The sequence below is a fragment of the Oxalobacteraceae sp. CFBP 8761 genome (genome assembly GCA_014841595.1).
Classification (GTDB): domain Bacteria; phylum Pseudomonadota; class Gammaproteobacteria; order Burkholderiales; family Burkholderiaceae_D; genus Telluria.
Map to the genome: position 1 here is coordinate 614,693 of JACYUE010000002.1, position 14,631 is coordinate 629,323.

Consider the following 14,631-nt stretch of genomic DNA (forward strand, 5'->3'; position numbering starts at 1 on the left):
GACCTGTTCCAACCGGGCGCCGCGGGATTTCCTGCCGCGCCCCGTCGTTGTTTTGATTGGATGGAAAACGTGCAAACGCAAAAACTCTCGACGCTTGAAAAAGTCGGCTTCGGCGCCGGCGACATGGCGCTCAATGTGGTGATCTCGTCGATGATGCTGATCATCACCTTCTTCTACACCGACATCTATGGCCTGCACGTGCGCGACCTGGCGGTGCTGTTCGTCGTCGTCAAGATCGTTGGCGCCGTGGCCGACCTGGCGATGGGGCAGGTGACCGATTCGGTATTGACGCGCTGGGGGCGCTACCGCCCGTGGCTGCTGCTGCTCGCGGTGCCGTACGGCCTGTCGGTGTTCCTCGTGTTTTCCACACCAGGCTGGGACTACGACGCGAAGCTGATCTGGGCCTATTCCACCTACATCCTGATGACCATCATGACCGCCGGCGTGGGCATTCCGTACATCTCGCTGATCAGCGGCCTGACCGCCGATCCCCAGCAGCGCCTGTCGGCCAACGGCTACCGGCTGTTCTTCGCCAAGGTGGGGGCCTTCATGGTAACGATCGTCGTGCCGGTCCTGGCCAGCGCCTGGGACGGCGCGCATCCCGCTGCCGGCTACCAGGCGGCGATGGCGGTGATGGCGGCCATCGGCGTGCTGCTGTTCGTGTTCTGCTTTTTCACCACCACCGAGCGGGTCGTGCACAAGGTCGAGAAGCAGCCGCTGATGGCGCAGGTGCGCGTGCTGCTCAAGAACGACCAGTGGCTGATCCTGTGCGCCGTGTGCGTGACCGGCACCATCGGCTACGTGATCCGCGGCTCGGTGGCGATCTACTATGCCAAGTACTACCTGGGCGGCGACACGGCGGCCGTATCGGCGTTCCTGTCGACCGGCGTGGCGGCGGCGATCCTGGCGATGGTGGTCTCGACCTGGACCACCAAGTTCTATTGCAAGGTCAAGCTGTTCCGGCATTCGCAGATCGCGGTGGCGGTGCTCAGCGTGATGATGTATTTCCTGGTGCAGCCCGGCGACATGGTGCTGGCCTTCGTCCTGTATTTCCTGCTCTCGCTGGTGGTCGACCTGCACGCGCCGGTATTCTGGTCGGCCATCGCCGAGACGATCGATTACGGCCAGGTCAAGACCGGCAAGCGCGTCTCGGGCTTCGCGTTCGGCGGCATCTCGGTATGCCAGAAGATCGGCATGGGCGTGGCCGGCTACATGGTCGGCATCCTGCTCGACTACTTCCGTTACGTGCCGAACCAGTCGCAATCGGCGCTGGCGCTGCAGGGCATCGCGCTGATGCTGTCGGTGATTCCGGGCTTCTTCCACTTTTTGATGGGGATGCTGATGTTCAAGTACCGGATCAGCGACGACTATTACACCACCGTCAAGCAGGACATGCAGGCGCACGGCTACGCCACCACCTGACAATCACACACAGAGAACAACCATGCAAGAAACCATCCTCCAGCCGCTGATCGAGCAACGCGCCGATCCTTACATCTACAAGCACACCGACGGCTACTATTACTTCACGGCCTCGGTGCCGCTGTACGACCGCATCGAACTGCGCCGCGCGACCACCATTGCCGGCCTGGCCACCGCGCCCACGGTCGACGTCTGGCACAAACCCGAGACCGGCCCGTATTCCGAGCTGGTATGGGCTCCCGAGCTGCACTTCAATGACGGCGCCTGGTACGTCTACTTTGCCGCCGCGCCCAGCCGCGCGATCAAGGACGCGTTGTTCCAGCATCGCATGTACGCGATCCGCAACCGCCATGCCAACCCGCTGGAAGGCGAGTGGGAATTCATGGGCCAGGTCGACACCGGCATCGACAGCTTCTGCCTCGATGCGACCACGTTCACCCACAAGGGCACGCTGTATTACCTGTGGGCGCAGAAAGACCCCGCCATCGAGGGCAATTCGAACCTGTACATCGCCCCGATGAAAACGCCGTGGCAGATCGAGGGTGCCCCGATCCTCTTGAGCAAACCGGAGCACGACTGGGAAACGATCGGCTTCTGGGTAAACGAAGGCCCGTCGGTCCTGCGCCGCAACGGCAAGATCTTCATCAGCTACTCGGCCAGCGCGACCGATCATAACTACGCGATGGGGTTGCTGTGGGCCGACGAAGACGCCGATCTGCTCGATCCGCACTCGTGGACCAAGTCGGCGCAGCCCGTTTTGCGTACATGCTACGATCACGGCGTCTATGGGCCGGGCCACAACAGCTTCACGCTGGCCGAAGACAACGACACCGTGATGCTGGTCTACCACGCGCGCACCTACACCGAGATCGTCGGCGATCCGCTCTGGAATCCGGACCGCCACACCTTCGTGAAACCGCTGCGCTGGGACGACCAGGGCATGCCGGTGTTTGGCCGACCCTCTGTCTATTAAGGATCACATCACCGTGCAAACCGGTATCACGCAAGCGCCATTCGGCCACCTGCCAGGCGGCGCCGCCGTCACCCAGTTCACGCTCACCAATGCCCGTGGCATGGTGGCGAAGATCATCGACTTCGGCGGCGTCATCACCGAACTGCATGCGCCGGACCGCGACGGCAGGTTCGCCGACGTGGTGCTCGGCTTCAATTCGATCAAGCCATACTGCACCGACAGCCCGTACTTCGGCGCACTGATCGGCCGCTACGGCAACCGCATCGCCAGGGGCCGTTTCACGCTCGATGGCGTGCAGGTCCAGCTGCCGGTCAACAACGGCAACAACCATTTGCACGGCGGCGCCGGCGGCTTCGATCGGGTCCTGTGGACGGCGACGGTCGATGGCACCAGCCTGCGCCTGGCCTACCGCAGCGTCGACGGCGAGATGGGCTATCCCGGCAACCTCGATGTCACGGTCGTCTACCAGCTCAATGACGCCAACGAACTGGTGGTGCGTTTCCACGCCGTGACCGACAAGGCCACGCCGGTCAACCTGACGCAGCACAGTTACTTCAACCTGGCCGGCGACGGCGACATCCTGGGGCACTACCTGACCATCGATGCCGACAGCTTCGTGGCCATCGACAGCGAATCGATTCCCACCGGCGAACTCACGCCCGTTACCGGCACGCCGTTCGACTTTCGCCTGCCGCGCCAGATCGGCGAGCGGATCGGCCAGCCCGACAAGCAGCTGCGCCACGGCAGCGGCTACGACCACAATCTTGTCCTGAACAGGCCGCAAGGCACGGGGTTGACACGGGCGGCGCGGGTGAGCGAACCCGTCTCGGGCCGCGTGCTGGAACTATGGACGCAGGAACCCGGCGTGCAGTTCTACAGCGGGAATTTCCTTGACGGGTCGCTTTCCGGCAAGGGCCGCAGCTACGGACACCGCAGCGGCTTGTGCCTGGAGCCGCAGCATTTCCCCGATTCGCCGAACCAGCCGCAGTTCCCGAACGTGATCCTGCGCCCGGGCGAGGTGTATGCCACCGAGTCGCGCTTTCGCTTTACCACCGAGGCCGCGTGATGGAGGTGCTGACCGACACCCGGCACGAGCTGGGCGAGTGCGTGCTGTGGTGCGAGCGCACCGGCCGCCTGCTGTGGACCGATATTCCCGCCGCCACCCTGTGGGCCTACACGTCGGCCACTGGCCGCACGGCCAGCTGGCCGATGCCTGAGCGCCTGTGCTGCTTCGCGCTGACCGGCAGCGACGACCGCCTGTTGCTGGGGCTGGCGTCCGGTCTCGCGTTCTTTACTTTCTCGAGCGGCAAGGTCACGCGCATCTGCGATGTCGAACCGGATATTCCATCCACGCGCATCAATGATGGCCGCTGCGATCGCCAGGGGCGGTTCGTGTTCGGCATGTTCAACCAGGCCGAACATCCCAAGCACGCACTGGGTGGCTTCTACCGCCTGAACCTCGACCTGTCGCTCGAACGCCTGCCGCTGCCCAACGCCGCCATCGCCAACAGCATCTGCTTCAGTCCGAACGGGCGCCGCATGTACTTTGCCGACTCGGCGCAAAAGGCCATCCTGTACGCCGACTACAACCCGTGCAGCGCCGAAGTAGGGCGCGTGCACACGTTCGTCGCGGCCGATGCCGTGCCAGGGGAGCCCGACGGTTCGACGATCGATGCCGCCGGCTTCCTGTGGAGTACGCGCTGGGGCGCCGGCATCGTGGCGCGCTTTGCGCCCGACGGCCAGCTCGAACGGACGGTGCCACTGGCAGCGCCGCAGCCGAGCTGCCCAGCCTTCGGCGGGCCTGACCTGACGACACTGTTCGTCACCAGCGCCCACCTGGGCATGACCAATGCCGAACGTGCGGCCGCGCCGCTGTCGGGCGCATTGTTTGCGCAGGCGCTGGAGATCCGCGGCCTGCCCGAGTCGCGTTTCCTGCACGTTTGATGGCTCAACAGCGATACGAAAAACGGTATCGATCTTCGTTAAAATTTGATTAGTAAGTTATCTGCCCGGACTTTAGACTTCCTCTCGGTAATCAAGTGATATGGACAGCGGCACCATGCACGCTTCATCCAGAGAATAACGAGGAGATACGATGTCCGAGGCAAAGAAAAAGACGCCGCTGCGTTCTGCGGCATGGTTTGGCACGCAGGATAAGAACGGGTTCATGTACCGCAGCTGGATGAAGAACCAGGGCATACCCGACCATGAATTCCAGGGCAAGCCGATCATCGGCATCTGCAACACCTGGTCCGAACTGACCCCGTGCAATGCGCACTTCCGCAAACTGGCCGAGCACGTCAAGCGCGGCATCCTGGAAGCGGGCGGCTTCCCCGTTGAATTCCCCGTGTTTTCGAATGGCGAATCCAATCTGCGCCCGACGGCGATGCTGACCCGGAACCTGGCCAGCATGGACGTCGAAGAATCCATCCGCGGCAATCCGATGGATGCGGTCGTGCTGCTGGTCGGCTGCGACAAGACCACGCCGGCGCTGCTGATGGGCGCGGCCAGCGTCGACCTGCCGACGATCGTCGTCACCGGCGGCCCGATGCTCAACGGTAAACTGAACGGCAAGGACATCGGCTCCGGCACCGCCGTCTGGCAGTTGCACGAGCAGGCCAAGGCCGGCACGATCACGATGCACGAATTCCTGTCGGCCGAAGCGGGCCACTCGCGCAGCGCGGGCACCTGCAACACGATGGGCACGGCGTCGACGATGGCCTGCATGGCCGAAGCGCTGGGCACCTCGCTGCCGCACAACGCCGCGATTCCCGCCGTGGATGCGCGCCGCTACGTACTGGCGCACATGTCGGGCATGCGCATCGTCGAGATGGTGCACGAAGACCTGCGCCTGTCGAAGATCCTCACCCGCGCAAACTTCGAGAACGCCATCCGCGTGAATGCGGCCATCGGCGGCTCGACCAACGCCGTGATCCACCTGAAGGCCATTGCCGGGCGGGTGGGCGTACCGCTCGAACTGGAGGACTGGACCCGCATTGGCAAGGGCACGCCGACCGTGGTCGACCTGCTGCCATCGGGGCGCTTCCTGATGGAAGAGTTCTATTACGCGGGCGGCTTGCCGGCCGTGATTCGCCGCCTGGGCGAGGGCGGTCTGATTCCCAACAAGGATGCGCTGACCGTCAACGGCAACACGCTGTGGGAAAACTGCGTGGCCGCGCCGATTTACAACGACGAGGTCGTGCGCCAGCTGGACAATCCGCTGATCGCGGACGGCGGCATCTGCATCCTGCGCGGCAATCTCGCGCCGCGCGGGGCCGTGCTCAAACCGTCGGCCGCCTCGCCGCACCTGATGCAGCATCGGGGACGCGCCGTGGTCTTCGAAGACTTCGACCACTACAAGCAGCGCATCCTCGACCCGGACCTGGATGTGGACGAAAACTCGGTGCTCCTGATGAAGAATTGCGGCCCGAAAGGCTATCCGGGCATGGCCGAAGTGGGCAATATGGGCTTGCCACCCAAGCTGCTGGCCAGGGGCATCACCGACATGGTGCGCATCTCGGACGCGCGCATGAGCGGCACCGCATATGGCACCGTGGTGCTGCACGTGGCGCCGGAAGCGATGGACGGCGGGCCGCTGGGCATCGTGCAGGACGGCGACATGATCCAGCTCGATTGCCAGAACGGGCTGCTCAACGTCGAACTGCCGGATGCCGAGATCGTGCGCCGGCTGGCCGAGCGCGCCGAAAAGAACAAGCCCGTGCAGCACAGCGGCTACCAACGCCTGTACCTCGATCACGTGATGCAGGCCGACGACGGCTGCGATTTCGATTTCCTCGTCGGCTGCCGTGGCTCGGCGGTGCCGAAGCATTCCCACTGAACCAAGAACCGAGGAGACCAGAGCATGTTGCTCATCCAATTTCTGACCGACGCGCAGGAGCGCCGGGTCGGCATCCTGACCGGCGCCACTATCCGCGTCATCGATGGCTACACCACCACCCTGGAGCTCGCACGCGCTGCAATCCGCGCCGGCCAAAGCCTGGCCCAGCTGGCCGAGGGCGCTGCCGGTGCGCAGCACGTCGACTATGACGCCACCGCGCAGGCCGGCCGCATCCTGCCACCGCTCGACCACCCGGACGCTGCCCACTGCTACGTGACCGGCACCGGCCTGACCCACCTGGGCAGCGCCGATGCACGCGACGCCATGCACCAGAAGATCGGCGGCGATATCGCCGCGCTCAGCGACAGCATGAAGATGTTCCGCATGGGCGTCGAAGGCGGCAAGCCGGCGACCGGCACGGCCGGCGTGCAGCCGGAATGGTTCTACAAGGGCGACGGCTCGATCGTGCGCGCCACCGGTCAGGACCTTGAGATGCCGGCATTCTCGCTCGATGGCGGCGAAGAGCCGGAGATTGCCGGCCTGTACCTGATCGGTAATGACGGGCACCCGTACCGCCTCGGTTATGCCATCGGCAACGAGTTCTCCGACCACGTGACCGAGCGCCAGAACTACCTGTACCTTGCGCATTCCAAGCTGCGCAACTGCGGTCTGGGGCCGGCGCTGCTGGTGGGCGAACTGCCGGCGCACGTCGCGGGCGTCTCGCGCATCATTGGCGCGGATGGCCAGGTGCGCTGGGAAAAGCACTTCGTCAGCGGTGAACAGAACATGTCGCACACGCTCGAGAACCTCGAGTACCACCACTTCAAGTACGGCTTGTTCAAGCGCGCCGGCGACGTCCACATCCATTTCTTCGGCACCGCCACGCTGAGCTTTGCCGACGGCGTCCAGGTCAGCGAAGGGGAAACCTTCGAAGTCGCTTCGCCCACCTTCGGCCCGGCGCTGCGCAACCGCCTCGCGGTGCAAGCCACCCCTTACACGAAAGTGACCGCCTTATGAACATCACCGGCGACGCCATCATCAACGGCCTCGCGGAGCGCGGCGGCGCGGGCGCGTTCCAGGCCTGGGCGCCAGGCCAGCGCGAGCACATCGAGCCGGCCTTCCACATGGTCACACCCGAGCAGATCGACCGCGCCTGCACGCTGGCCGGCGACGCCTTCGACGCGTTTCGCGCGACGGGCGACGCGGCCCGTGCGCAGTTTCTCGAGACCGTGGCCGAGCAGGTCCTGGCCATCGGCGACGCGCTGATCGAGCGTGCGATGCTGGAAACCGGCCTGCCGCGCGTGCGCCTGGAAGGTGAGCGCATGCGCACCGTGGGCCAGCTGCGCCTGTTTGCCACGCTGCTGCGTGAAGGGTCATGGAACGATGCGCGCCTGGACACGGCGCTGCCCGAGCGCGTCCCGCCCCGGCCCGACCTGCGCATGCGCCTGATCGGCGTCGGTCCGGTGGCCGTGTTCGCCGCCAGTAACTTCCCGCTCGCGTTCTCGGTCGCCGGTGGCGATACGGCGTCCGCGTTTGCGGCCGGTTGTCCGGTCGTGCTCAAGGCCCACTCGGCCCACCCGGGCACGTCGGAACTCGTGGGCCGCGCAGTCGCCCGGGCCGTCGCGCAATGCGGCTTGCCGGCCGGCGTGTTTGCGCTGTTGAGTGGAACCGGCAACGGCATCGGCCAGCGCCTGGTGGCGCACCCGGCCATCCAGGCCGTGGGCTTTACCGGCTCGCGCTCGGGCGGCCTGGCCCTGATGGCGGTGGCGGCCGCGCGCAAACAGCCGATTCCCGTGTATGCCGAAATGAGCTCGATCAATCCGGTGTTCCTGCTGCCCGAGGCGCTGGCCAACCGGGGCGAGGAGATCGGCAAGGGCTTTGCCGCGTCGCTGACCATGGGCGTCGGCCAGTTCTGCACCAATCCCGGGCTGGTGCTGGCGGTCGACGGGCCTGGCCTGGATGACTTTACCAACGCCGCGAGCCACGCCCTGGCAGCATCCAGCAGCGCCGTGATGCTGAATCAGGGCATTGCGGACAGCTACCGCAAGGGCGTCGAGGCGCTGGCCGGCAACGACGCGATCACGACGCTCGCGCAGGTGGCGCACGAAGAAGGCAAGGGCGGCGCGGCGTTGTTTCGCACGACGGCCGATGAATTCCTGGCGCGCACCGAGCTGCACGACGAAGTGTTCGGCCCCGCCTCGGTGCTGGTGGTCTGCAAGGACGCGGGCAAGATGCGCGACGTGGCCGAGGCCATCGAAGGCCAGCTGACCGCCACGCTGCAGCTCGACGCGGGCGACATCGCCGCCGCCAGAGCGCTGCTGCCGACGCTGGAGCGCAAGGTCGGGCGGATCCTGGCCAACGGGTATCCTACCGGCGTCGAGGTGTCGACGGCGATGGTGCATGGCGGGCCGTTCCCGTCGACGGCCGACGGCCGCAGCACCTCGGTGGGAACGGGCGCGATCAGCCGCTTCCTGCGGCCGGTCTGCTACCAGAACCTGCCGGCCGCACTGCTGCCGGAGGTCCTGCAGGATGGGAACCCGCTGGGCGCCTGGCGGCGCCGGGATGGCGCGCTCACCAAAGAGTGAGCGGGCAGACAACAACAAGATGGAGACAAGCATGCAACACATGGCGAACTACCCGAGCCTGAGGGACAGGCGGGTGTTTGTGACGGGCGGCGGCACCGGCATCGGCGCGGCGATCGTGGAAGCGTTCGTGGCGCAGGGCGCTGTCGTCGCGTTCGTGGACATCGCGCGCGACGCCAGCGAAGCGCTGTGCGCGCAGCTGGCCGGCGCCGGCCACCGCGCGCCGCATTATCGGCACTGCGACATCACCGACATCCCTGCGCTGCAGCGCACGATGGCCGAACTGGCCGCGCAGCTGGGCGACTTCGAGGTGCTGGTCAACAATGCGGCGAACGACCAGCGCCACGATATCCAGGACGTCTCGCTCGATTACTGGAACGAGCGCATCGCCATCAACCAGCGCCCGATGTTCTTTACCTGCCAGGCGGTCTTGCCGGGCATGAAAAAGAAGGGGGGCGGCTCGATCATCAATTTCAGTTCGATGTCCTGGCATGCCAAGGGCGCCGGCTATCCGGTGTATGCGACTACAAAGTCCGCCGTGATCGGCCTGACGCGCAGCCTGGCGCGTGACCTGGGACCGTTCGGCGTGCGGGTCAACACCGTCACGCCCGGCTGGGTCATGACGCAGCGGCAGATCGACTTGTGGGTGGACGACGCGGCCGAAGCCGAGATCAAGAAAGCGCAGTGCCTGCCGGGCAAGCTGATGCCGGAGGATGTCGCGCGCATGGTGCTGTTCCTGGGCGCCGACGATAGCCAGATGTGCACGGCGCAGGATTTCGTCGTGGATGCCGGCTGGACCTGAGATGCGCCGGCCGTCACATCGCGGTAGTGATAAGTAAATCAAGCCTGCAAAAAAAAAGCAGGCAAAACCAATGGAGACAATGTTGAAAGCACTCAAACCCCTCATCCTCGCATGCGGTCTGGCCGCCATGCCTGCCTTTGCCCAGGTCAGCGTGTCGGTCGACACCGGCAAGCCAGGCCCCGTCATCAACAAGAACGTGTATGGCCAGTTTGCCGAGCACCTTGGTACCGGCATCTACGGCGGCCTGTGGGTCGGCCAGAATTCTTCCATCCCGAATACCCGCGGCTGGCGCAATGACGTCGTCGGCGCCCTGAAGGAATTGAAGGTCCCGCTGGTGCGCTGGCCGGGCGGCTGCTTCGCCGACGAATACCACTGGCGCGACGGCATCGGCGCGCGCAACAAGCGCCCGGTCAAGGTCAACACGCACTGGGGCGGCGTGGCCGAGGACAATGCGGTGGGCACGCATGAATTCTTCGATCTGGTCGAGATCCTGGGCACGGAAGCCTACATCAACGGCAACCTGGGTTCCGGCACGCCGCAGGAGATGGCCGAGTGGCTCGAGTACATGACGTCGGACACCAAGTCGTCCCTGGCCGAACTGCGCCGCAAGAATGGCCGCAAGGCGCCGTACAAGGTGGCTTATTTCGGCATCGGCAACGAAGCCTGGGGCTGCGGCGGCAACATGAAGCCGGAATACTATGCCAACCTGTACAACCACTACGCGACGTTCCTGAAAACGCCACCGGATGCACGCCCGAAAATGATCGCCAGCGGTGGCAACGACAACGACACCAGATGGACCGAGGTGCTGAGCAAGGAAGCCGCGCGCGGCACCGACGGCATCAGCTTCCACTACTACACGCTGCCGACCGGCGTATGGGAAAAGAAGGGCGCCGCCACAGGCTTCCCGGAATCGGAATGGTTCTCGACCATGCAGCAGACGCTGCGCATGGACCAGCACATCAAGCAGAACGTCGCCATCCTCGACAAGAACGACCCCGAGAAGAAAATCGGGTTCTACGTCGACGAATGGGGCACCTGGTACGACGTCGAACCGGGCACCAATCCGGGCTTCCTGTTCCAGCGTAACACCCTGCGCGACGCGGTCGTGGCGGCGCTGAACTTCAACATCTTCCATGCCCACGCCGAGCGTGTGCGCATGACGAACATCGCGCAGATGGTCAACGTGCTTCAGGCGATGATCATCACCGACAAGGAGAAGATGCTGCTGACGCCAACCTACCACGCGTACAAGATGTACATCCCGTTCCAGGATGCGACGTCGCTGCCGGTGGCGGTCGACAATGACGTGGCCTATTCGAGCAATGGCAAGGGTGTGCCGGGCATCAGCGCCACGGCGGCGCGCGCCAAGGATGGCAAGGTGTATATCGCGCTGGTCAACACGCACCCGACGCGCGCCAGCGATGTCACGCTCAATGTGGCGGGGCTGACGGTCGGTGGCGTTGCAGGCCAGGTGCTGACGGCCGACGCCATGGATGCGCACAACACGTTCGAAAAGCCTCAGGCGATCAAGCCGGCGCCGTTCAGCGCCAGGGCGCAGGATGGCAAGCTGACGATCAAGGTCCCGGCCAAGGCCGTGATGGTCTTCGCGGTCGAGGCGTAAATGCGGGCCGCACACCTCGTGTGGGCGGCGCTGGTGATCGCCAGTGCGGCCGGCGCGGCCAGCGCCGCCGGCGGCGCCAGTACCGCGCAGGTCGGCGTGCACGACCCGGTCATGGCGAAGCAGGGCGGGCGCTACTACCTGTTCAGCACCGGCCCCGGGATCACGTTCTACAGCTCGACCGACCTGACGACGTGGAAGCCGGAAGGCCGCGTCTTCAAGGAGGGCCCGGCCTGGGCGACACGGGCCGCGCCGACCTTTGATGGCCATATCTGGGCGCCCGACATCTATCACCATGACGGCAAGTACTACCTGTACTACTCGGTGTCGGGCTTCGGCAAGAACACCTCGGCCATCGGCGTGACCGTCAACACGACGCTCGACCCGCGCTCGCCCGCCTACAAGTGGGAAGACCAGGGCCCGGTCGTGCAGTCGGTGCCGGGGCGCGACCTGTGGAACGCCATCGATGCGCAGGTGATCGACGACGCCAAAGGGACGCCGTGGATGTCGTTCGGCTCGTTCTGGGGCGGCCTGAAACTGGTGAAGCTCGACGCCAGCCGCACCAGGCTGGCCGAGCCGCAGGAATGGCACACGATCGCGCGCCGCGAACGGCCGGCCTTCACGCCGGACGACGAAGCCGGGCCGGCGCAGATCGAGGCGCCATTCATCTTTCCGAAGAACGGCTGGTACTACCTGTTCGCATCGTGGGACCTGTGCTGCAAGGGCAAGGACAGCACCTACAAGGTGGTGGTGGGCCGCGCGAAAACGATCACCGGGCCCTACCTCGACCGCAACGGCGTCGACATGGCCAGGGGCGGCGGCACGCTCGTGATCGCGGGCGACAGCGACTGGCGTGGCCTGGGCCACAACAGCGCCTACACGTTCGACGGCAAGGACTACATGGTGCTGCACGCCTATGAGACCGCCGACCGCTTCAAGCAGAAGCTCAAGGTGCTGGACATGGGCTGGGACCGGGATGGCTGGCCGGTGCTCGATCAGAAGGACCTGAATCGCTACCAGAGCGCGCTGCAGCCATGAAGCTTCGCCTCCTGGCATGGCTGCTGCTGGGGTCGGGTACGCTGGCGCAGGCGGCCGCACCGTTCCCGCTGGCGGACGTGCGCCTGGGCGCGGGGCCGTTCCTCGACGCCCAGACCACCAACCTGAACTACCTGATGGCGATGGAGCCGGACCGCCTGCTTGCGCCGTTCCTGCGCGAGGCCGGCCTGGCACCGCGCAAGCCGAGCTACGGCAACTGGGAATCCTCGGGCCTGGATGGCCACATGGGCGGGCACTACCTGTCGGCGCTGGCGCTGATGTACGCGTCGACCGGCGACGCGGAAACGCTGCGCCGCCTGAATTACATGGTCGCCGAACTGCAACGGGCGCAGCACGCCAATGGCGACGGCTACCTCGGCGGCATCCCGGGTGGCCGCCAGGCCTGGCGCGATGTCGCGGCCGGCAAGCTCGAAGCCGATGGCTTCTCGGTCAACGGCAAGTGGGTGCCGTGGTACAACCTGCACAAGGTCTACGCAGGCCTGCGCGATGCCTACCGCTATGGCGGAAACCGGGACGCGCATGCCATGCTGGTTGCGCTGTCCGACTGGGCGCTGGCCTTGACCGCGCGCCTGTCGCCGGAACAGATGCAGGCGATGCTGCGCAGCGAGCATGGCGGCATGAACGAGATCTTCGTCGATGTCGCCGAGATCACCGGCGACCGGAAGTACCTCGACCTCGCACTGCGCTTTTCGCACCAGGCGATCCTGCAGCCGCTGGCCCGGCAGGATGACCAGCTCACCGGCCTGCATGCCAATACGCAGATCCCGAAGGTGATTGGCTTTCAGCGCATCCATGATGCGACCGGGCGCAAGGACATGGGCGACGCGGCCATGTTCTTCTGGCAGACGGTGGTGGAGAAGCGCTCGGTGGCGATCGGCGGCAACAGCGTCAAGGAGCATTTCCACAGCCGGGACGACTTCGCGCCAATGGTGCATGACGTCGAAGGACCGGAGACCTGCAATACCTACAATATGCTCAAGCTGACGCAGATGCTGTTCGCGGCCGAGCAGAAGGGCGCGTACGGCGACTATTACGAGCGCGCGCTGTACAACCATATCCTGTCGTCGCAGCGCCCGCAGGGCGGGTTCGTGTATTTCACGCCGCTGCGGCCGAATCACTACCGCGTGTATTCGCAGCCCGACCAGGGCATGTGGTGCTGCGTGGGCTCGGGCATCGAAAGCCACGCCAAGTACGGTGAATTCATCTACGCGCACGAGAAGGACACCTTGTTCGTCAACCTGTTCATGGCCTCGACCCTCGACTGGAAAGCGCAGGGTGTCCGGCTGACGCAGGCGACCCGCTTCCCGGATGTCGAGACGACGCGCCTGACGATCGACCGCGCGACACCCGGTTCGAACACGTTCACGGTCAAGATTCGTTATCCGGGATGGGTGGCCCCTGGGCGCATGACGGTGCAGGTCAATGGCCAGTTGGTGCGTTTCGCCACGCGGCCGGGCGGCTACGTGGCGCTCACGCGCAGCTGGCGCAGCGGCGACCGGATCGACGTGCGCCTGCCGATGACCACGCACCTGGAGCAGCTGCCGGACAAGTCGAACTATTACGCGGTGCTGCACGGACCGGTGGTGCTGGCGGCCAGGACACGGATGCCGGGCGACGAGCGGCTGCAGTATCTGGCCGACGACGCGCGCATGGGGCACATCGCATCCGGCCCGGTCTGCCCGATGGAATCCGCGCCGATGTTCGTCAGCGATTCGGTGGACTTCATCCGCAGGTTCAAGCCCGTGGCCGGCAAGCCGTTGACGTTCACCGCGCCGGGGCTGGTGCATGGTGCGGACGGACCGGCCACCGAGTTCGTGCCGTTCTTCCGCCTGCACGAGTCGCGCTATACGATGTACTGGCAGCACGCGACACCGGTCGGGCTGAAGGCGCAGCAGGCGGCCAATGCTGCGGGCGAGGCAGAGCGCCTGGCGCTCGATGCGCGCACGGTCGACCAGGTCGCGCCGGGCGAGCAGCAACCGGAGTCCGACCATTTCTTCAAGGGCGAGGGGATCGACGCGGGCGTCAATGACGGGCGCCACTGGCGCCATGCGTCGAAGTGGTTCAGCTATGAATTGAAGGATCCGAAACAGGAAGCCGCCGTGCTGCGGCTGACGTATGCGAAAGCCGACGCAGGGCGGCGCTTCGATATCGTCGTCAATGGGCAGTTGCTGGTCGAGGTGACGTTGACGGGCGACACGGCCGGGGATTTCTACACCGTCGACTATCCGATTCCGGCCGCACTGCGCGATGCCGCGCAAGGTCTGCTGAACGTGCGCTTTGTCGCGCAGCCCGGTTCACTGGCCGGCGGCCTGTATGGATTGCGGCTGCTGCGCTAAG

11 protein-coding genes are annotated in these 14,631 nt (G+C 65.4%); all 11 read left to right on the top strand.

Features of this window, described 5'->3' with window-relative positions:
• The first annotated feature begins 69 nt into the window (after positions 1 to 69).
• The 11 genes from IFU00_15070 (at position 70) to IFU00_15120 (ending at position 14,630) form a co-directional block, all read left to right on the top strand.
• Positions 70 to 1,422 (top strand): MFS transporter, encoded by a 1,353-nt coding sequence (locus tag IFU00_15070; protein MBD8543603.1) that lies wholly within the window; start codon positions 70 to 72, stop codon positions 1,420 to 1,422.
• 22 nt (positions 1,423 to 1,444) lie between these two features.
• Positions 1,445 to 2,395, top strand: coding sequence for a glycoside hydrolase family 43 protein (locus tag IFU00_15075; protein ID MBD8543604.1), 951 nt, complete (start codon positions 1,445 to 1,447; stop codon positions 2,393 to 2,395).
• Between the two features lie 13 nt (positions 2,396 to 2,408).
• The gene (locus IFU00_15080; GenBank protein ID MBD8543605.1) at positions 2,409 to 3,461 is read left to right on the top strand and encodes a galactose mutarotase; all 1,053 of its coding nucleotides are present in this window, start codon (positions 2,409 to 2,411) and stop codon (positions 3,459 to 3,461) included.
• On the top strand, positions 3,458 to 4,339 hold the full coding sequence (locus IFU00_15085; protein MBD8543606.1) for an SMP-30/gluconolactonase/LRE family protein: 882 nt from the start codon (positions 3,458 to 3,460) through the stop codon (positions 4,337 to 4,339). The genes IFU00_15080 and IFU00_15085 overlap by 4 nt, the downstream gene beginning before the upstream one ends.
• A gap of 151 nt (positions 4,340 to 4,490) precedes the next feature.
• The gene (locus IFU00_15090; protein ID MBD8543607.1) at positions 4,491 to 6,233 is read left to right on the top strand and encodes a dihydroxy-acid dehydratase; all 1,743 of its coding nucleotides are present in this window, start codon (positions 4,491 to 4,493) and stop codon (positions 6,231 to 6,233) included.
• Positions 6,234 to 6,257: 24 nt separating this feature from the next.
• On the top strand, positions 6,258 to 7,250 hold the full coding sequence (locus tag IFU00_15095) for an FAH family protein (protein MBD8543608.1): 993 nt from the start codon (positions 6,258 to 6,260) through the stop codon (positions 7,248 to 7,250).
• Positions 7,247 to 8,818 (top strand): aldehyde dehydrogenase (NADP(+)), encoded by a 1,572-nt coding sequence (locus tag IFU00_15100; GenBank protein MBD8543609.1) that lies wholly within the window; start codon positions 7,247 to 7,249, stop codon positions 8,816 to 8,818. The genes IFU00_15095 and IFU00_15100 overlap by 4 nt, the downstream gene beginning before the upstream one ends.
• Positions 8,819 to 8,849: 31 nt before the next feature.
• Positions 8,850 to 9,617 carry an SDR family oxidoreductase gene (locus tag IFU00_15105; protein ID MBD8543610.1) on the top strand — a complete coding sequence of 256 codons (768 nt, stop codon included), beginning with the start codon at positions 8,850 to 8,852 and terminating at the stop codon, positions 9,615 to 9,617.
• 82 nt (positions 9,618 to 9,699) lie between these two features.
• A complete protein-coding gene (locus tag IFU00_15110; GenBank protein ID MBD8543611.1) occupies positions 9,700 to 11,241 on the top strand; it encodes an alpha-N-arabinofuranosidase in 1,542 nt (513 codons plus the stop codon).
• Positions 11,242 to 12,276, top strand: coding sequence for an arabinan endo-1,5-alpha-L-arabinosidase (locus IFU00_15115; GenBank protein ID MBD8543612.1), 1,035 nt, complete (start codon positions 11,242 to 11,244; stop codon positions 12,274 to 12,276).
• Positions 12,273 to 14,630 carry a glycoside hydrolase family 127 protein gene (locus IFU00_15120; GenBank protein ID MBD8543613.1) on the top strand — a complete coding sequence of 786 codons (2,358 nt, stop codon included), beginning with the start codon at positions 12,273 to 12,275 and terminating at the stop codon, positions 14,628 to 14,630. The genes IFU00_15115 and IFU00_15120 overlap by 4 nt, the downstream gene beginning before the upstream one ends.
• The last annotated feature ends 1 nt before the right edge of the window (position 14,631 follow it).